General features: G+C 69.8%; 17 protein-coding genes and 1 riboswitch. Of the genes, 12 read left to right on the top strand and 5 right to left on the bottom strand.

The features are described from left to right. Nucleotides 1-43 precede the first annotated feature (43 nt). Nucleotides 44-168, bottom strand: a riboswitch (cobalamin riboswitch). A gap of 180 nt (nt 169-348) precedes the next feature. Genes ASD37_RS23075 through ASD37_RS23065 form a run of 3 tightly spaced genes read left to right on the top strand, consistent with a single transcriptional unit; the run spans nt 349 to nt 3,384 of the window. Then, nucleotides 349-1,650 (top strand): GAF domain-containing protein, encoded by a 1,302-nt coding sequence (locus ASD37_RS23075; RefSeq protein ID WP_370073077.1) that lies wholly within the window; start codon nt 349-351, stop codon nt 1,648-1,650. Nucleotides 1,651-1,705: 55 nt separating this feature from the next. After that, nucleotides 1,706-2,011 (top strand): type VII secretion target, encoded by a 306-nt coding sequence (locus ASD37_RS23070; RefSeq protein ID WP_056557002.1) that lies wholly within the window; start codon nt 1,706-1,708, stop codon nt 2,009-2,011. A 2-nt stretch (nt 2,012-2,013) separates the two neighbouring features. Beyond that, the gene (locus ASD37_RS23065; protein ID WP_056557556.1) at nt 2,014-3,384 is read left to right on the top strand and encodes a hypothetical protein; all 1,371 of its coding nucleotides are present in this window, start codon (nt 2,014-2,016) and stop codon (nt 3,382-3,384) included. Here ASD37_RS23065 and ASD37_RS23060 read toward each other — a convergent pair. Then, nucleotides 3,369-3,959 (bottom strand): GNAT family N-acetyltransferase, encoded by a 591-nt coding sequence (locus ASD37_RS23060; protein ID WP_056557000.1) that lies wholly within the window; start codon nt 3,957-3,959, stop codon nt 3,369-3,371. The genes ASD37_RS23065 and ASD37_RS23060 overlap by 16 nt on opposite strands. 30 nt (nt 3,960-3,989) lie before the next feature. Next, entirely contained in the window at nt 3,990-5,030 is a 1,041-nt protein-coding gene (locus tag ASD37_RS23055; RefSeq protein ID WP_056556997.1) for an LLM class F420-dependent oxidoreductase, read from the bottom strand. A 108-nt stretch (nt 5,031-5,138) separates the two neighbouring features. On the opposite strand from ASD37_RS23055, the gene ASD37_RS23050 reads away from it, so the two are divergent. Beyond that, nucleotides 5,139-6,362 (top strand): MFS transporter, encoded by a 1,224-nt coding sequence (locus tag ASD37_RS23050; protein ID WP_056556994.1) that lies wholly within the window; start codon nt 5,139-5,141, stop codon nt 6,360-6,362. A 68-nt stretch (nt 6,363-6,430) separates the two neighbouring features. Here the strand turns inward: ASD37_RS23050 and ASD37_RS23045 are convergent, their stop codons facing one another. Further along, nucleotides 6,431-7,276: a dienelactone hydrolase family protein gene (locus ASD37_RS23045; protein ID WP_056556991.1), complete on the bottom strand. Its 846-nt coding sequence runs from the start codon at nt 7,274-7,276 to the stop codon at nt 6,431-6,433. A 56-nt stretch (nt 7,277-7,332) separates the two neighbouring features. Between ASD37_RS23045 and glmS the strand changes: the two genes are divergently transcribed. The 3 genes from glmS (at nt 7,333) to ASD37_RS23030 (ending at nt 10,984) form a co-directional block, all read left to right on the top strand. Then, complete coding sequence (gene glmS / locus ASD37_RS23040) at nt 7,333-9,198, top strand: glutamine--fructose-6-phosphate transaminase (isomerizing) (RefSeq protein ID WP_056556988.1); 1,866 nt, start codon at nt 7,333-7,335, stop codon at nt 9,196-9,198. Between the two features lie 2 nt (nt 9,199-9,200). After that, nucleotides 9,201-10,097 (top strand): alpha/beta fold hydrolase, encoded by an 897-nt coding sequence (locus tag ASD37_RS23035; protein ID WP_200959966.1) that lies wholly within the window; start codon nt 9,201-9,203, stop codon nt 10,095-10,097. Between the two features lie 140 nt (nt 10,098-10,237). Next, nucleotides 10,238-10,984 carry an SDR family oxidoreductase gene (locus ASD37_RS23030; RefSeq protein ID WP_056556985.1) on the top strand — a complete coding sequence of 249 codons (747 nt, stop codon included), beginning with the start codon at nt 10,238-10,240 and terminating at the stop codon, nt 10,982-10,984. Here ASD37_RS23030 and ASD37_RS23025 read toward each other — a convergent pair. Then, the gene (locus ASD37_RS23025) at nt 10,981-11,850 is read right to left on the bottom strand and encodes an alpha/beta fold hydrolase (RefSeq protein ID WP_056556981.1); all 870 of its coding nucleotides are present in this window, start codon (nt 11,848-11,850) and stop codon (nt 10,981-10,983) included. The two genes, ASD37_RS23030 and ASD37_RS23025, sit on opposite strands and share 4 nt — an antisense overlap. Nucleotides 11,851-11,931: 81 nt before the next feature. Here ASD37_RS23025 and ASD37_RS23020 point away from each other — a divergent pair, with 81 nt between their 5' ends. After that, complete coding sequence (locus ASD37_RS23020) at nt 11,932-12,417, top strand: CGNR zinc finger domain-containing protein (RefSeq protein ID WP_156721037.1); 486 nt, start codon at nt 11,932-11,934, stop codon at nt 12,415-12,417. On the opposite strand, the gene ASD37_RS23015 is transcribed toward ASD37_RS23020, so the two are convergent. After that, complete coding sequence (locus ASD37_RS23015; RefSeq protein WP_200959965.1) at nt 12,414-13,043, bottom strand: TetR/AcrR family transcriptional regulator; 630 nt, start codon at nt 13,041-13,043, stop codon at nt 12,414-12,416. The two genes, ASD37_RS23020 and ASD37_RS23015, sit on opposite strands and share 4 nt — an antisense overlap. Before the next feature lie 171 nt (nt 13,044-13,214). On the opposite strand from ASD37_RS23015, the gene ASD37_RS23010 reads away from it, so the two are divergent. From ASD37_RS23010 to alr, 4 genes are read left to right on the top strand one after another with little or no spacing between them, the layout of a single operon-like run. Further along, complete coding sequence (locus tag ASD37_RS23010; RefSeq protein WP_056556975.1) at nt 13,215-13,937, top strand: SDR family oxidoreductase; 723 nt, start codon at nt 13,215-13,217, stop codon at nt 13,935-13,937. A gap of 48 nt (nt 13,938-13,985) precedes the next feature. Continuing rightward, nucleotides 13,986-15,410 carry an NAD(P)H-hydrate dehydratase gene (locus ASD37_RS23005; protein WP_056556973.1) on the top strand — a complete coding sequence of 475 codons (1,425 nt, stop codon included), beginning with the start codon at nt 13,986-13,988 and terminating at the stop codon, nt 15,408-15,410. A gap of 12 nt (nt 15,411-15,422) precedes the next feature. Next, entirely contained in the window at nt 15,423-16,814 is a 1,392-nt protein-coding gene (locus ASD37_RS23000) for a glutamate decarboxylase (protein ID WP_056556970.1), read from the top strand. 47 nt (nt 16,815-16,861) lie between these two features. Next, the gene (alr, locus tag ASD37_RS22995; protein WP_056556967.1) at nt 16,862-18,031 is read left to right on the top strand and encodes an alanine racemase; all 1,170 of its coding nucleotides are present in this window, start codon (nt 16,862-16,864) and stop codon (nt 18,029-18,031) included. Nucleotides 18,032-18,048 lie beyond the last annotated feature (17 nt).

Here is an 18,048-nt window from a genome sequence, read left to right as displayed (position 1 = left end):
ATCGTCGTCATCGGGTTCCTTTCGGGGCGTCTCGCGACCCCGTTCGATTCAGGATGCTCTTGGCCCAACATCTGACTCACACACAGGCTTTCACCAGTCGTGTTCACAGCGGCGCGTCCGTTCTGGGCTTGCACCAGATTCCTGTACGCCAAGCGCAAACCGATGATAAACCACCCCCGGTTCGGAGCGGTTGGGCCTGGGCCGCGCTCATATGAGCGCCGCGTGCACGGTTGTCGGTAGTTTCCCTACGGGGCCGGGCAGGAGGACTACTGTTGGCACGAACGGGGGGCGGTCTGGCCTCGAGGCTCGGGACCGTGAAGTTCGCCGGTGCAAGGAGCGTGGTAGCGAGTGGTGTCGTCGAAGGCGCTGGACGCCCACGCGTCTGCGTGGTCGCCTCCGACCGCCTTGCGTGCGGTGCACGACCTGTTCGTCGCAGGCGAGGTCGACTCGACCTACCTCGACTCCACCTCGATTCGACCCATCGTCGCCGAGAGCTGGCGCCGCAGCCTGGCCAAGGGCGTCGACCCCGACTGGGAGGGGGCGGAGTCGTCGGCCGCCACGTTGCGGTTGGCACGGATGCGCGACACGCACCCGCTTGCCTCGGCACTGCCGGTAATCCGGCGGCTCCTCGTCGACGACGCGAGGGACTCCGGCGTCGTCGTGGCCATCACCGCCGCCGACGGCACGCTGCTGTGGGTGGAGGGCGATCCCGAAGCACTCCGCAAGGCGGAGGCGATGAACTTCGTTCCCGGCGCCGACTGGAGCGAACGCCGCGTCGGGACCAACGCGCCGGGTACCGCGCTCGCCCTCGACCGCGAGCTGCAGATCCGTAGCTCCGAACACTTCTCCCGGGTGGCTCAGCGCTGGAGTTGCACTGCGGCGCCCGTCCACGACCCCGGCACGGGCGACCTCATCGGTGCGATCGACCTGACCGGTGGTGTCGAGGTGGCATCGGCCCAGGCATTGGCCCTGGTGCGCGCCACTGCCGTCGCCGTGGAGAACCACCTGGCGTTGCTCCGGCTCACTAAACCTGTTGTCGCCGTTGGGGATCAGGTCAACGCCCGGCTTCGGGTGCTTGGCGCAGGCCGCCCGCGGTGGCAGTTCACCGACGAGCGGGGCAACCGCCGAACCTCCAGCCTGACCCCGCGTCATGCCGACATCCTGGTTCTGCTCACCCAGCACCCCGAGGGCCTCAGCGCCGACCATCTCGCGATGATGTTGGACGACAAGGACCTCGACGTGGTGACGGTCCGTGCCGAGATGTCGCGTCTGCGGCGCGTCATCAAACCGGTCGCGGTGGGTTCGCGGCCCTACCGGCTGCTCGAGCCGGTCGTCAGTGACGTCACCCAGGTGTTCGACGAGTTGCGGGCCGGGCGGGTCGCGGCGGCGCTGGACGTCTACACCGGGGCGCTGTTGCCGCAGTCGATGTCGCCGGCGGTGGCGCGTCTGCGGACGGAATTGAGCACCAGCCTGCGCACCGCGGTGATCGCGACCGGTGATCTCGCCGTTCTGCGGCACTGGCTGGATTTGCCGGAGGGCCAGGACGACCGCGACGGGTGGCGCCTTCTGCACGACGGCGCAGGCGCCGGATCGGTCGGTCAGGCCCGGGCCCGCGGCCATCTCGCCGGGCTCGACATGGACCTGGCCTGACGCTCGTCTGATCTACCGGGGAACCGGACGGCCGCGCCCTGCGTCCTAACCGGGCATGGGAGAAATTGAGTCCGCGCACGTCGACGTCGGAGCGGTCCTCGGCGTCGCAGGCCGATGCGACGCGATCGCCGACGTCGTCGACGGGTTGGCCCGCGGCCGGCTCGACCGCCTCGCCTTCGACGGAGCCCTCGCCGGTCGTGACCACGTAGCCCGCGGGGACGCGGTGCGACGCGCGGTCGACGACGTCGTGGACCAGACGCACGCGTGGGCCAGGGCGATGCGCGAGATCGCCGCCGCGCTGCGGGCCTCCGCCGACCGCTACGTCGACGTCGACGCGCGCGGCGCCGCACGGATGGGGTGACGGTGGCCAACCCATACGACGTCGCGGCCCGACTCGTCGAGGGTCGACCCGCAGTCGACGACGTCGAGGAGTACGTGGCGGCGTGCCGTCGGCTCGGATACCAGCACCCCGACCTGACGACTCACAGCGCGCAGGTACGCGACTGGTACTCCGGTGACGACGGCCTCGACCTGCGCGCGTTGGACTCCGATCACGTCGTCTTGGCCGCTGCCGCGTCGGCTGCCGAGGACGCCGCCCGCATGCAGGCCGACCTGATGACCGAGCTCGACGGCGCCTGGTCGGGCCGCGGCGCGACCGCCGCCCACGAATTCCTCTACCGCAGTTGTCAATCGGCGACGGCCGTCAGCGCGGCGGTACGGACGGCCGCGGACGCGGTGGCGGCCCTGCGGGACGCCCTGTGGCAGGCGGTCGACGCCAAGGTGCTCGCCACCGAGGCGGTCGACGGCACGCAGCAACCACGGCGAGCCGAGTGGATGGCCGCCGCCGCGACGGTGACGACCGGGGTCGGCGACGTGGCCGCCGCCAGTGAGCTGATCGACCTCGAGGTCACACCGTTCGTCGACCTCGAGGTCGGAGCCGAGTGGGTGGCGGCGATGCGCCAGGCCGCCGCCGCCGTCGACTCCGCCTATGGCGCGGCGATTGCGCGGATCACCGCGCCGGTCGCCGTGTTCGGCGTGCCCGGCGTCTTGGGCCCGCGGGATGATCGGGTCGCGACGGAGCGGCCGCAGACGACGCCCGCGGTCGCGTCCCGGCCCGAACCCGTGGCAGTCCAGGCCATGCCCGTTCAGACCGTGCCCGCCGCGGCGGTGGGGTCGGCTCCGGCGGCGGTCGCTCCGGCCGCCGCGCCGTGGTCGGGCACGGAGGCCGCGACGGCTCCGCCGCCTGCCCCACCATTGAGTCCGCCGCCGGTGCCCTCGTCGGGTGACCTCGGCGCGGGCGCCCCGTCGTTGGGGTCCATGGGGTCGGCGGGCTCCGGCCTCGGGGGATTCGGACAGCAGTTGGCCGACCTCATCGGTGGGCTCGTCGGCTCGGGCGGCGATCTGGCGGGCTCCAGCGACCCTTCCTACCCCGCCGATCTCGACGAGGACTTGGACGAGCCACCGGACGACGAAGATCCCGAAGAGGACGAGGAGACCGAATCGGGCGAAGAGGACGGCAAGGCCGAGGAGGGCGAGGGAGTCGCGGAGCCGCAGGAGCCCGAGGAGGCCGCCGCCGACGTGGCAGCCGAGCCGCCGCCGGCTCCGGAACCCGCGCCGACTCCACCGCCCGCCGTCCAGGATCTGCCAGACGCCACGGCGCAGCCCCTCGTCGGGGACTCGGAGCCGACGCCGTGCGAGATCGCCGCCGACGAGCTGCCTCAGGTCGGGGAGTAGCCGACGTCCCCGCTCAGTCGGGCGTGGGCGTGCATGTCGTGCCAGCCGTCGGAGTGCAGCGCCGCACCCCGTCGTGTGCCCTCCTCGCGGAACCCGGCCTTGGTGGCCACCCGGCAGGAGGGCAGGTTGCGGGTCGAGTGTTGCAACTGGAGGCGATGGAAGCCGGCTGCGAAGGCCCACTCCGACAGCGTGACGACGGCACGCGGGCACAGTCCGCGCCCGCGCGACGCGGGGCACATCCAGTAGGCGACTTCAGCGCTGGCCTCGAACAGGTCGACGCCCTTCAACGCGATGCGACCCAGCAGGGAGTCGTCGGCCCCGACGATCGCCCAGTTGAACTCGCGCTCGGCGGTCCAGCCGCCCTGCCAGCGCACGATCAGTTCGCGTGCTTCGTCGACGGTGTCCGCGCGGCTGACGTGCCACTGCCGGATCGCACGGTGGTCGAACGCCTCGACCAGGGCCGCGGCGTCGTCCCGGATCCACGGTCTCAACACCGCGTCGCCGACAGCGATGCGAGGGTGGTCCGACGTCGAGAAGGAGCCGGTCGGCAGGGCGGGCGGAAACGAGCTGGGCACGAGACCATCTTCGCTCGTGCCCGCGGTGACTCAGTGCGAAAGCTCGACGAGCTCCTCGCAGAACTTCACCGTCTCGCGGTCGTCGCCGGAGAGCGGGTTCACCAGCATCGTGGTGACGCCGGCCTCGGCGTAGGCGGCCAACCGTTCCTTGACGAAACCCCTTGGGCCGACCAGGGATATGTTCCGCACCAGCTCGTCGGGTACCGCGGCGACGGCCTCTTCCTTCTTGCCCGCGAGGTACAGGTCCTGGATCCGGTCGGCGACCTCACCGAAGCCGTAGCGAGTGGCCAGGTTGTGGTAGAAGTTCTTGCCGCGCGCGCCCATGCCGCCGATGTACAGCGCCAGTTGGGGTTTCGCCCAGGCGAGCCGGTCGTCGACGTCGTCGCCGATGGCCAGGCTGGCCGAGACAATGACGTCGAGCGGACCGAGAGCGGGGTCGCGCTTGGCGGCACCGGCGCGCAAGTCGTCACCCCAGACGTCGTCAGCCTTTTCGGGGTAGTAGAACACCGGCTGCCAGCCTTCGGCGATCTCGGCGGTGAGCTTGACGTTCTGCGGGCCGAGTGCGGCGATGGTGATCGGAATGCGATCGCGGACAGGGTGATTGATGAGCTTGAGTGGCTTGCCGAGCCCGGTGCCACGGTCGGCGGGCAGGGGCACCTGGTAGTACTTGCCGTCGAAGTCGACCTTGTCGCGGCGCCAGACCTGGCGACAGATCTCGACGACCTCGCGGGTGCGCCCGAGTGGTGCGTCGAAGGGGACGCCGTGGAAGCCCTCCACCACCTGGGGGCCGGAGGTGCCGATGCCGAGGCGGAAGCGGCCGTCGGAGACGTAGTCCACGCCGGCGGCGGTCATCGCCAGCAGTGTGGGCGTGCGGGTGTAGATCGGCACGACGCCGGAGCCCAGTTCGATGGTGGAGGTCTTGGCCGCGAGGTAGCCCAGCTGGCTGATCGCGTCGTAGGAGTAGGCCTCGGCGACCAACGCGATGTCGACCCCGCACTTCTCGAGTTCGACGACCTGGTTGGCTGCCTCCTTGAAGCCGCTGGCGTAACTCATGAAGATTCCGGTGCGCATGGGGGTTTATATCACGATCAACCAGTTGGTTGGGAAGTCGGGGCCTGGGGAGCCGCCCGCGACTGTGACGATGATGGACGACGTGCGCGGGGGAGAACGCGACGCCGAGTGGGTAACTGGAGGCACGTGAATTCACTCAAGTGGTCCCGCGCGGCGGTGTTTCTGGTCTTCGCCGTCTTCGGGTTGTGCATCTCCACGTGGGCGGTGCACATCCCGTCGGTTCAGGAACGCACCGGAGTCTCGGTGGGCACGCTAGGGAGCCTGCTGCTCCTGCACGGTGCCGGAGCGTTGATCGGAATGCAGGCCTGCGGTCCGCTGATCAACCGGTGGGGCAGCGCGCGGATCGCTCTCGTCGGCGCCGCGGCCATGGCCGCGACGCTGGCCCTTCCACTCAACGCCCCGACGCCCGCGACGCTGGGTGGCGCCTTACTGATCTTCGGCGGTGCGACCGGTATTACCGACGTCGGGATGAACGCGCGCGCGGTCGCCGTCGAGCAGCAGGCGGGCAAGCCGATCATGTCCGCATTCCATGCGATCTTCTCCGTCGGCAGCGTCATCGGCTCGCTGGTCGGTGCCGCCACCCTGGCCGCCGCGTGGGGCATGTCGTCGACGACGGCCGTGATGTGCGGCGCGTGCCTGTTGCTCGTCGCCGTGACCGCGCCCAATCTGTTCAGCGTGCGAGCCGACCCGACTACTGGGGTCGGGGCGCCGCCGGACGGGGCGCCTTCCAAACCCCTGAGCAAGCGCCGCCGCCTGGTGCTACTCGGTGCGCTGGCGTTCGTCCTGCTGCTTGCCGAGGGCTGCGCGATGGACTGGAGCAGCCTGCACGCCCAGGAGCGCCTCGGAGTCTCGAACTCCTTGGGCGCCCTCGTGTTCGGCGGTTTCGTCACGGCCATGACGGTCGGGCGGTTTACCGCGGACATCGTCAGCGCCAAGAGGGGACCCGCCTGGGTGCTGCGCTACGGCAGTCTGGCGGCCGTCGTCGGGCTGGGCATCGTGGTGGCGTCGCCCGCGCTCCCGTTGACGGTGGCAGGCTGGGTGATCTTCGGTCTCGGGCTGTCCGGCAGCCTGCCGCAGGTGTTGACCGCGGCGGGCAACGTGGCCGGGGCGACCGGCACCGACTTCTCCCGGGTGGTCGGCTGCGGATACGTCGGCTTGCTCGCCGGCCCGGCGTTGATCGGCTGGCTCTCGGAACTGGTGACGCTGAACCTCGCCCTGCTGCTGCCACTGGTCGCCGTGGCTGCCGCGGCGCTGGGCGCCCGCGCGGTCGGCGGCGACGAGTCACCCGCTATGGCCATAGAGGGAAAGGGCGAGTCGGTCCGCCCTCGATGAGCGCGCGAGACTTCGGTTGTTGCGACGACGCGCCGATTGCGTCGTCATCACGCGGAGTGTCGGCGCGCCTACGGCTTGAGGAGCGCGACCACCTTGTTCTCCAAGGCGACCGGGTCGTCGGAGAACGGGTCGAGGACGTCGGCCTTGGGCAACGCCACCTCGGGGTCGGCGAAGTCCCGGTAGGCCTTGTCGCCGGTGAGCTCGTGCAGCAGGTAGCCCGTCAGGAGCGCGCGGACGATCTTCTGCGTGCCCTTGTCGGCGCCCGGCAACTTGAGCGCCCTGGCGATGCGGCGGCCTTCGACGAGCCCGCCTGCGGTCACCTTCTTGACGTCGCGCAGGGTCGCCGGCTTCCACGCCCTGGCCAACTCGACGGCGTTGGAGCGAAGCGACATGGGGTCGCCGGGGTCGGCGAGGATCAGGCCGGGCACCCGCAGAGACGACGCGGGCTGCTCGGCGGCCGGCTTGGTGACGGTCGGGAACAGCGCGGCGGCGGCCTTGACCCGGCCGGTCATCCCCGCAGCGGCAAAGACGGCCGCCGAGCCGCCGAAACCGTGTCCGGCGACGCCGAGTTTGGTGGGGTGCACGCTGATCTTGCCGGGGCCCAGCCGCACGCCGGTGATGATGTCCAGTGTCGTACCCAGGTCGAACGCCAGATTCAGCACCGAGGGGGCGAAGCCGGTCTCGGTACTCGGCGCGGCGGCGACGATGCCCCACGACGCCAGGTGTTCGAGTGTTCCTGCGTACCGGTCGGCGGCGACCAGCCAGTCGTGCCCGAATGCCACGCCGGGCAGGTTCATCCCCTTCTCGGGGGTGTAGACGAGCCCGGGCAGACCGGCAAAGGCCAGGTCACCGCGCAGTACACGATGCGGTCCCCGACGGGTCAACGCAGCGAAGAGTTTCTTCGTCTTGGCCACCCGATGACCGTAGCTCACACCAGCTTGGGGCGGCGGCTGCACTACCCTGATAGCCCATGTGCGGAATCGTCGGCTACGTCGGACAGCGTCCTGCCCGGGACATCGTCGTCGACGCCCTGCGTCGGATGGAATACCGGGGCTACGACTCCTCGGGTGTCGCACTGCTCGACGGCCACGGCGGCATGGAAGTGCGTCGGCGCGCGGGACGGCTGGCCAACCTCGAGGCGGCCCTCGCGGAGTCGGACTCCGAGGGCATGACCGGTAGCACCGGCATGGGGCACACCCGGTGGGCCACCCACGGCAGGCCGACCGACCGCAACGCCCACCCGCACCGCGACGCCGCGGGCAAGATCGCGGTCGTCCACAACGGGATCATCGAGAACTTCACGGCGTTGCGCGCCGAGCTGGAGGCCGAGGGTGTCGAGTTCGCGAGCGACACGGACAGTGAGGTCGCCGTCCACCTGGTGTCCTGGCAGTACCACCACGGCGCCACGGCCGGTGACTTCGTGGCGTCGGTGATGGCCGTCCTTCCGCGCCTTGAGGGCCACTTCACGCTGGTCTTCGCCAACGCCGACGAGCCAGGCACCATCGTGGCCGCGAGGCGGTCGACGCCGCTGGTGATCGGCGTCGGCGACGGCGAGATGTTCCTCGGGTCCGACGTCGCCGCCTTCATCGAGCACACCCGCGAGGCCGTCGAACTCGGCCAGGATCAGGCCGTCGTGATCACCGCGGACGGCTACCGGGTGACCGACTTCTACGGCAGTGAGGACGTCCCCACCCGTCGTTTTCACATCGACTGGGACCTGTCCGCCGCCGAGAAGGGCGGCTACGAGTACTTCATGCTCAAGGAGATCGCCGAGCAGCCCGCGGCGGTCGCCGACACCCTGCTCGGACACTTCGCCGACGGTCGCATCGTGCTCGACGAGCAGCGCCTCAGCGACCAGGAACTCCGCGAGATCGACAAGGTCTTCATCGTCGCCTGCGGCACGGCATACCACTCGGGGCTGCTGGCCAAGTACGCCATCGAACACTGGACGCGACTGCCCGTCGAGGTCGAGCTCGCCAGTGAGTTCCGGTACCGCGACCCCGTGCTGGACCGCAGCACGCTGGTGATCGCCATCTCGCAGTCCGGCGAGACGGCCGACACGCTAGAGGCGGTCCGGCACGCCAAGGACCAAAAGGCCAAGGTGTTGGCCATCTGCAACACCAACGGTTCGCAGATTCCCCGCGAATGCGACGCGGTGCTCTACACCCGCGCCGGTCCGGAGATCGGCGTCGCGTCCACCAAGACGTTCCTGGCGCAGGTCGCCGCCAACTACCTGGTCGGCCTCGCGCTGGCGCAGGCCCGCGGTACGAAGTACCCCGACGAGGTGGCGCGCGAATTCGCCGAACTCGAGGCGATGCCCGACCTGATCGCGCGGGTGCTGACGTGCATGGAGCCGGTGACGGCGCTGGCGCACCAGTTCGCGCAGTCGCAGACGGTGCTGTTCCTCGGTCGCCACGTCGGCTACCCCGTCGCGCTCGAAGGTGCGTTGAAGCTCAAGGAGCTCGCGTACATGCACGCCGAGGGCTTCGCGGCCGGCGAGCTCAAACACGGGCCGATCGCTCTCATCGAGGACGGCCTGCCCGTCATCGTCGTGATGCCGTCGCCGAAGAACGCCGCCCTGCTGCACAGCAAGCTGCTGAGCAACATTCGCGAGATTCAGGCGCGTGGCGCGGTCACGATCGTCATCGCCGAGGAGGGCGACGACACGGTCGCGCCCTACGCCGATCACCTCATCGAGATGCCCGCCGTGTCAACGCTTTTCCAGCCCTTGCTGTCGACGATCCCGCTGCAGGTGTTCGCCGCTGGGGTGGCCCAGGCTCGTGGCTACGACGTCGACAAGCCCCGGAACCTGGCCAAATCGGTCACCGTCGAGTAGCCGTGCGCGGAGTCGGGCACTTCCGCGGCGACGCCGCACGCGCCCACTTCCTCGAGGCCTATGACGCCGGGATGGCCGCACTGCCAACCGTCGCGGCCACGGTCGACGTGTCGACGTCCTTCGGCAGCGTGCGGGTGTACCGCTTCGACGGACCGTCCGATGCGACACCGGTGGTGCTGCTGCCAGGCCGCAACGCCTCCACTCCGATGTGGCGCGCGAATCTGCCAGACCTGATTCGGACGCGCACCGTCTACTGCGTGGATCTCCTTGGAGAGGCCGGGCTCTCGGTACAGACGCGACCCGTGGCGGGTCCCGCCGACCAGGCGCAGTGGCTCGACGAGACTTTGGCTGGACTCGACCTGGCCGGGGTGCATCTGATGGGCGTCTCGATCGGCGGCTGGACGGCGATGAATTTGGCCGTGGGACGACCGGCCCGCGTCACGTCCGCCACGCTGTTGGATCCGGTTCTGACCTTTGCCCCTGTCCCGCTCAGGACGATCGCGGTCTCGACGGCGATGTTCAGCTCCAGGTTACCGAACACGTTGCGCCGCAGGATCCTTGGCTGGATCGCCGGCGGCGCCGCGGCTGACGACTCGGTGCCGGAGGCGGCGCTGATCTCCGCGGCGAGCACCGACTTCGTGTTGTGCCAGCCGATGCCCAGGCGCTTCACCGACCAGCAGTTGCAATCCGTCGACGTCCCGGTGTTGACGTTCATTGCGGGGCGCAGTGTGATGCTGGACGCGGACCGCGCCGCTGAGCGGGCCCGAAACCTGTTGGCGGACGGCCAGGTCGAGCTGTGGCGTCAGGCCTCGCATGCGATCAACGGCGAGTACCCGAGGGAGATCGCCCAGCGGTCGGCCGCGTTCTGGGATCAGGTCGACGGCCGACCTCCGCGTTGACGTCTCGGCGGATGCTCAGAGGTGCTGTGCCAGGAACGGGCGCATCAGCGCGACGGCTGCGTCGAGCTTGCTCTCCAGTAGGAAGTGGCCGCCGTCGAGTCGTCGTCGGGCGCACCGATGCATTCTGGTAAGCCTGCACTATGACTAGTGAAATCCGCAGTGCCATCGTGACCGGAGCCTCTGGCGGGATCGGGCGAGCCATCGTCGAGGTGTTGCGGGAGGAGGGGTTCGCCGTCACGATGGTCGGGCGCGACGCCGACAAGTTGCGCGCGGTAGCTGAAGTCGGGTCGGGAATCGTTGGGCCGCAGCCTCGTTGGCTGTCTGGCTCGATCGCCGAGGAGGGATTCCTCGACGAGGTCGTGAAGCACCACGCCGAGGAGTTCGGATCCCTCGACCTCCTCGTCAACAACGCCGGCATTGCCGAGACCCGGCCCGTCGGCGAGCAGACCGCGGCGTTCGTCGACGCCCACCTGTCGGTGAACATCCGTGCCGTCATCCTGCTCACCGACAAGTGCTTGCCACTGTTGAGGAATGCCGTCGGTGTGCGCGGGAGCGCGCAGGTGGTCAACACGGCCTCCAACGCCGGGAAGCGGGGCGAGGCCAGCCTCGCGACGTATTCGGCGACGAAGGCCGCGGTGATCGGATTCACCGAGGCGCTTCACGATGAACTGGCAGGCGAAGGCATCAAGGCGACCGCCATCTGCCCGGGTCTGGTCGACACGCCGATGGCCGACCCGTACCGCACCGGCGGCGCCAACGAGATGATCAGTCCACGCGACGTGGCCGAGACCATCCGTCTCACGACGCGTCTGTCGCGGGCCTGCATCATTCCCGAGATCGTCTTGCTTCGGCCGACTGAATGGGTTGCAGCGTCGGAGATCCGCTAGGAGAGGTGCTGCGCCAGGAACGGGCGGATCAGTGCGACGGCGGCGTCGAGCTTGCTCTCCAGCAGGAAGTGGCCGCCGTCCAGCAGGTTGACCTCGGCGGCGGGCAGGTCACGTCCGAAGGCCAATGCGCCGTCGGGGCCGAAGATTGCGTCGTTCCGGCCCCACACCGCGAGCAGCGGCACGTTCGAAGTGCGGAAGTACTCGTGGACGCGGGGATACAGCTCGACGTTGGTGATGTAGTCGGCGAACAACGCCAGCTGCACCTCGACGGCCTCCTCGGTGTCGGCGACGGCAACGTGCGCGTTGACCCAGACGTCGGGGTCGACCACGGTCGGGTCCGAAACCCCATGGGTGTATTGCCATTTCAAGCCGTCGATGCCGATGAGGTCGCGTAGGGGCTTGGCGTTGGCCTCGGAACGGTCCCGGCCGTAGGCGAACAGCGGTTCCATTGCGTCGCCGACGAAGCCCTCGACGTAGGCGTTGCCGTTCTGCGTGACGATCGCGGCGATGCGCTCCGGGTGCCGTAGCGCGAGCCGCCACCCGACGGGGGCGCCGTAGTCCTGGACGTACAGCGCGTAGCGCGTCAGCCCGAGGTGGTCGAGCAGGGCGTCGACGTGGTCTGCCAGTGAGTCGAAGGTGTAGTCGAATTCGCCGACCGGCGGCCGCTCGGAGTGGCCGAACCCCGGGTAGTCCGGCGCGATGACGTGGTAGCGGTCCGCCAGGGCGGGAATGAGGTTGCGGTACATGTGCGAACTGGCCGGGGTGCCGTGCAGCAGGACGACGGCGGGCGCGTCCGTTCGTCCCGCTTCGCGGTAGAAGATCTGGCGGCCGGCGATCTCGGCGTAACGGTGGTGCGTGGTGCTCATGTCTAACCCCTTTGGATTCATTTGGTGGTTAGCAGTGAACGCGTTGGCATCTAACCTGTCAAGTGGTCTATGGTGGTTAGCATGCATCGCGACTGGTCGGAGGCGCTTCTCGACCTGCTGAACACCACGCCCGTCGTCGACGGCGCGCCCACCGAGGCGCTCGACGGTGCGTGGTTGCGCGCCAACGGAGCCGCCGGGCAACGGGTCCACGACGCCCGCCGCATTCGCGACGACCTGCAGCGGGTGGTGCGCGGTGAGGTTCCCGGCGACGTCCTCGACGGTTATTTGCGCGGCGTCAGCCAGACGCCCGAGATCGTCGGCGGCGCCGTGACGTGGCGCCTCGACGCCGGGTGGCCGGCGCGGATGGTGCTCGCCTGGGGCGAGCTGCAGGCAGCCATGCCGGGCCGGCTACGGCCGTGCGCCAACGGCGAATGTCACCTGTTCCTGCTCGACCGCAGCCGTGGCGGCACGGGTCGGTGGTGCTCGATGAGTGGCTGCGGCAACCGGATGAAGGCGCGTCGGCACTACGGGCGGACGGCGGGGGACCGAGGTCCCGGCGCGCGCTAGTCGACGCCCAGGGCCAGGCCCGCCAGCAACACGTTCGCCGACCGCTGCACCAGGTCCTCGGGTTGTTCGTCGATGCCGACCTGGCCCAGGTCGCCTCCGATGGCCAGGGTGGCGGTCCCGTGGATCGTCGACCACATCGGGCCCGCGATCCGCAACGGATCGTCACCCTGGATCAGCCCCGACGACAGGCATTCGGTGATGACTTCGAGCAGGCAGCCGAACGTACGGCCGCCTGCCTCCAGCAGTCCCGGGTGCTCGCTCTTGTTGGTGTCGCCGCCGAACATCACCTGGTAGTACTCGGGATGCGCCACGGCCCAGCGCACGTAGCCGCGGGCCATGGCGTTTACCCGCGCCCGCGCGTCGGGAACGCCGGAGCCGACTGCGACGAGGGCCTCGTGCAGTTCGACGAAGCCCTGTTCGGCGACGGCGGCGAGCAGATGGGCCTTGTCGGGGAAGTGTCGGTACGGCGCCGCGGGGCTGACGCCTGCGCGCCGCGCGGCCTCGGTCAGGGTGAAGCCCCTCGGTCCCTTCTCCGCGACGAGGGTCAGCGCCGCCTCGATCAAGGCCCGCTTGAGATCGCCGTGGTGATACGTAGACCGTGAGGACTTGGCCACCCCGTCCGACATGTTGACGACCTTAACATTGAGGCCTATGTTAACGAGATAAACATCAACGGTTAGGGGCCACGCATGCCGAACCAACCACACACCGACGGGAGCTGGGCCGTCGTCACCGGAGCCAGCTCCGGGCTGGGCGCCCTCTTCGCCGAGCAACTCGCGTAACGGGGTCTGCCGCTGGTGCTCACCGGCCGCGACCGCCCCCGCCTCGAGGCCGTACGCCGACGGGTTCTCGACCTCACCAAGGTCGACGTCGAGCTCGTCGTCGGCGACCTCGCCACGCCGTCCGGCGTCGACGCGCTGCTGGCGCACCTGGACGGCCGCCCGGTCGAGGTGCTGGTCAACAACGCCGGGTTCGGCACCTACGGACCCTTCGCCGACGCGGACGCCACCCGCGAACACGGCATGATCGGGGTCAACGTGGACGCGCTGGTCGGTCTCACCCACGCGCTGCTCCCCGGGATGCTGGCCAGGGGGAGCGGCGGCATCCTCAACGTCGCATCCGTCATCGCCTTCCAGCCCGCGCCCTATCAGGCGGGCTACGGCGCGACAAAGGCGTTCGTGCTGTCCTTCAGCCAGGCGCTCTGGGCGGAGACGCGGGGTTCGGGTGTCACCGTGACCGCCCTCTGCCCCGGACCGACCGACACCGGTTTCGTCGACGCGCTCGACGCCGACGTCTCCCACGTCGGGATCTACCGCCACCTCGCCGCCCCCGGACCAGTCGTCACTGCGGGTCTGCGCGGCCTGGACCGCGGGCGCGCGGTCGTCGTCCCAGGGTGGCCGAACAAGACGATGGCAGCGAGCGGTCGGGTCACGCCGGGATGGATCTCGGCGTTGATCTCGGCTCGGATCCTGCGGCCCGCCCGGACCTCGGAGCCGACGGTGGAAACAGCGGTTCGCTAAGCGCCGGAACGGGCCGGAAGACGGGGCCCACCCCGTAACGTAGACGCGGTGCGGCACTACTACTCCGCGGACACGATCCGTGCGGCGGAGGCGCCGCTGCTGAAGAGCCTTCCCGACGGCGTGCTGATGCGGCGGGCCGCCCACGGTCTCGCGGGTGCCGTCGCCCGCGAACTGCGCGCCCGGACCGCCGCTATCGCGGGCCGTCACGTGTGCGCGGTGATCGGGTCCGGCGACAACGGTGGTGACGCCCTCTGGGCCGCGACCTTCCTGCGCCGGCGTGGGGTGGCCGCCTCGGCCGTCGTCCTCAACCCCGACCGCGTACATCGTGTCGCCCTCGCCGCCTTCACCCGCTCCGGAGGTCGGCTGGTCGAAAGCGTCCCGTCGACAACCGATCTGGTGATCGACGGCGTCGTCGGCATCTCCGCCAGCGGCTCCCTGCGACCCGACGCCGAAGCCGTCTTCGCCGAGGTCGAGCATGCCGGCATCCCCGTCGTGGCGGTCGACCTGCCCAGTGGGGTCGACGTCACCACCGGCGCGGCAGACGGTCCCCACGTCCGGGCCGCGCTGACCGTCACCTTCGGCGGCCGCAAACCGGTGCACGCCCTCGGCGACTGCGGACGGGTCGACCTGGTCGACATCGGTCTCGACCTGCCCGACGGCGACCTGGTCAGCCTGGAAGCCGACGACGTCGCCGCCCGGTGGCCCATCCCCGGACCCCGCGACGACAAGTACACCCAGGGCGTGACCGGCGTGCTGGCCGGCTCGAGCACCTACCCCGGCGCGGCGATCCTCTGCACGGGCGCCGCCGTCGCCGCCACCTCCGGCATGGTCCGCTACGCGGGAACCGCTGCGGCCGAGGTGGTTTCGCACTGGCCCGAGGTGATCGCCACGTCGTCGGCAGAGGACGCGGGCCGCGTGCAGGCGTGGGTGGTGGGCCCGGGGATCGGCACCGACGACGCCGGCGAGGGCGCCCTGCGGTTCGTGCTCGACACGGACCTGCCGGTCGTCGTCGACGCCGACGCGCTGACGATCCTCGCCGCCCACCCGGAGCTCCTTCGCGGTCGCACGGCGCCCACGGTGTTGACCCCGCATGCCGGCGAATTCGCCCGTCTGGCCGGCCATCCGCCTGGCGACGACCGGGTGGCCGCAACGCGGGCGTTGGCCGACCAGTTCGGCGCGACCGTGCTGCTGAAGGGGAACGTGACCGTCATCGCCGAACCCGGAACGCGGCCCGTCTACCTGAATCCGGCGGGCCAGTCCTGGGCGGCAACCGCAGGCTCGGGCGACGTGCTGTCGGGCGTCATCGGGACGCTGCTGGCCGCCGGACTGCCCAGCGGTGAGGCGGCCGCGATGGCGGCGTTCGTCCACGCCCGCGCCGCCGGTCTGTCGGCTGCCAGCCCGGGACCACGGCCCGCCCCAACGTCGGCCTCGGGAATCCTCGGCCACATCCGTTCGTCTATCGCGAATCTCTAGAAGGGACACCAGATGTCACACAGGCACACACCGTCGACCTCGATCGCTCCGGCATACACCGGCCGGCTCTCCAACTCGCCCGTGCCGACGCTGCGCATGCCTGAGGAATCGATGGAACCGCAGGCGGCCTACCGCTTCATCCACGACGAGCTCATGCTCGACGGCAGCTCGCGCCTGAACCTCGCGACGTTCGTCACGACGTGGATGGACCCCGAGGCCGAGAAGCTGATGGCCGAGACGTTCGACAAGAACATGATCGACAAGGACGAATATCCGGCCACGGCCGCCATCGAGCAGCGCTGCGTGTGCATGGTCGCCGACCTCTTCCACGCCGAGAACCTCCGCGACGACGACCCGAGCAGCGCCGTCGGAGTGTCGACGGTCGGCTCGAGTGAAGCCGTGATGCTGGCCGGTCTGGCGATGAGCTGGCTGTGGCGGCAGAAAGTCGGCGACGGAAAGAACGGCTGGCGCACGCGGCGGCCAAATCTGGTGATGGGCTCCAACGTTCAGGTGGTGTGGGAGAAGTTCTGCCGCTACTTCGACGTGGAACCCGTCTACCTCCCCATGGAGGAGGGGCGCTACGTCATCACCCCCGAGCAGGTTCTCGGCGTGGTCAACGAGGACACCATCGGCGTCGTCGCCATCCTCGGCACCACCTACACCGGCGAACTCGAGCCGGTCGCCGAGATCTGCGCGGCCCTCGACGAGCTGGCTTCACAAGGCGGAGTGGATGTTCCGGTGCACGTCGACGCCGCCAGCGGTGGCTTCGTGGTCCCGTTCCTACACCCGGACGTGATCTGGGACTTCCGCCTGCCCCGCGTGGTGTCGATCAACGTCAGCGGCCACAAGTACGGCCTGACCTACCCGGGCATCGGCTTCGTCGTCTGGCGCAACGCCGACTACCTTCCCGAGGAGTTGGTGTTCCGCGTCAACTACCTGGGTGGCGACATGCCCACCTTCACGCTGAACTTCTCCAAGGGCGGCAACCAAGTCATCGGCCAGTACTACAACTTCCTGCGCCTCGGCCGAGCCGGCTACGGTCAGGTGATGTCGTGCCTGTCGACGACGGCGCGGTGGCTGGGCGACCAACTGCGGGACAGTGAGCACTTCGAGCTGATCTCCGACGGCTCGGCGATCCCGGTGGTCAGCTTCAAGCTCAAGGGCGACCGCGGCTACACCGAGTTCGACGTCTCACACGCGTTGCGGGCCTACGGTTGGCAAGTGCCCGCCTACACGATGCCCGCCGACGCCACCGACGTCACGGTGCTGCGGGTCGTGGTCCGCGAGGGCTTCTCCACCGACCTGGCCAGGGCGCTCAAGGAGGACACCCTGACGGTGATCAAGACGCTCGACGAACTGAAGCCCAACGGGCACTTCGACGAGCTCCAGCCGTTCGCGCATTAGGGCGGCTCGAACGCCGCCGCGAGCGGTTCTGAGACAATCGTGGCGAGATGACCGTGCCTCCGACCGAACTGCCGACCTCGACCGCCGTCCCGACCGCGGTGGTGGATCTCGGCGCGATCCGGCACAACGTGCGCCTGTTGCGCGAGCTCGCCGGGTCGGCCGAGGTGATGGCCGTCGTCAAGGCCGACGGCTACGGCCACGGCGCGGCCCGCGTCGGCCAGGCCGCCCTCGAGGCAGGAGCCTCCGAACTCGGCGTCGCGACCCTCGCCGAGGCGCTCGACCTGCGCAGGGAGGGCGTGACCGCCCCGGTGCTGTGTTGGTTGCATGCCCCGGGTACCGACTTCGCCCCCGCCCTGACGGCCGACGTCCAACTCGGGGTGTCGTCGACCCGGCAGCTAGGCGAGGTGCTCGACGCGACCCGACGCACGGGCCGCACCGCGACGGTCACGGTCAAGGTGGACACCGGCTTGAGCCGCAACGGCGTCGGCGCCGCCGAGTTCCCGGCCCTGCTGCCTGCGCTGCGCCAAGCCGCCTCCGACGGGGCGATCAGGCTCCGGGGCCTGATGTCTCACCTCGCCTGCGGTGACGATCCGACGAGCCCGGTCAACGACCGGCAAGCCCAACGCTTCGCGGAGATGCGCACGCAGGCGCACGAGGCGGGCGTCGCGTTCGAGGTCCACCACCTGTCCAACTCGCCTGCGGCCATGACGCGGCCGGACCTGGCGTTCGACATGGTCCGGCCCGGCATCGCGGTGTACGGGCAGACGCCGATCCCCGCCAGGGGCGACATGGGCCTGCGACCCGCCATGACGTTGAAGAGCCCGGTGGCCCTCGTTCGCCGGCTCGCGGCGGGCGACGGGGTCTCCTACGGCCACACGTGGGTCGCGGAGACCGACACCACCGTCGCCCTCATCCCGCTGGGGTACGCCGACGGGGTATTCCGTGCCCTGAGCGGTCGGATGTCGGTGCTGATCAACGGCAAACTCCGACCGAACGTCGGCCGAATCTGCATGGACCAGTTCGTGGTCGACCTCGGGCCGGGACCGGTCGACGTGAGCGAGGGTGACGACGCCGTCCTCTTCGGGCCCGGCGACGGCGGTGAACCGACGACGCAGGACTGGGCGTCGGCGTTGGGCACCATCAACTACGAGGTCGTCACCAGCCCACGTCGCCGGGTGTCCCGGGTATACGTCGACGAGTCGGGCGGAAGTCGTTGAGCCGCAAGCGAAGAGGT

Source organism: Mycobacterium sp. Root135 (assembly GCF_001426545.1).
Lineage (GTDB): Bacteria > Actinomycetota > Actinomycetes > Mycobacteriales > Mycobacteriaceae > Mycobacterium.
Note: the sequence above shows the minus strand (reverse complement) of the source record. Positions and strands in the feature narration are given on the sequence as shown.

What these genes read in the sequence shown, in the direction of transcription:
- ASD37_RS23070 (WP_056557002.1), top strand. Translation starts at nt 1,706, where the DNA reads ATGGGAGAAATTGAGTCCGCGCACGTCGACGTCGGAGCGGTCCTCGGC.
- ASD37_RS23055 (WP_056556997.1), bottom strand. Translation starts at nt 5,030, where the DNA reads ATGCGCACCGGAATCTTCATGAGTTACGCCAGCGGCTTCAAGGAGGCA.
- glmS (WP_056556988.1), top strand. Translation starts at nt 7,333, where the DNA reads ATGTGCGGAATCGTCGGCTACGTCGGACAGCGTCCTGCCCGGGACATC.
- ASD37_RS23030 (WP_056556985.1), top strand. Translation starts at nt 10,238, where the DNA reads ATGACTAGTGAAATCCGCAGTGCCATCGTGACCGGAGCCTCTGGCGGG.
- ASD37_RS23025 (WP_056556981.1), bottom strand. Translation starts at nt 11,850, where the DNA reads ATGAGCACCACGCACCACCGTTACGCCGAGATCGCCGGCCGCCAGATC.
- ASD37_RS23020 (WP_156721037.1), top strand. Translation starts at nt 11,932, where the DNA reads ATGCATCGCGACTGGTCGGAGGCGCTTCTCGACCTGCTGAACACCACG.
- ASD37_RS23015 (WP_200959965.1), bottom strand. Translation starts at nt 13,043, where the DNA reads ATGTCGGACGGGGTGGCCAAGTCCTCACGGTCTACGTATCACCACGGC.
- ASD37_RS23000 (WP_056556970.1), top strand. Translation starts at nt 15,423, where the DNA reads ATGTCACACAGGCACACACCGTCGACCTCGATCGCTCCGGCATACACC.
- alr (WP_056556967.1), top strand. Translation starts at nt 16,862, where the DNA reads ATGACCGTGCCTCCGACCGAACTGCCGACCTCGACCGCCGTCCCGACC.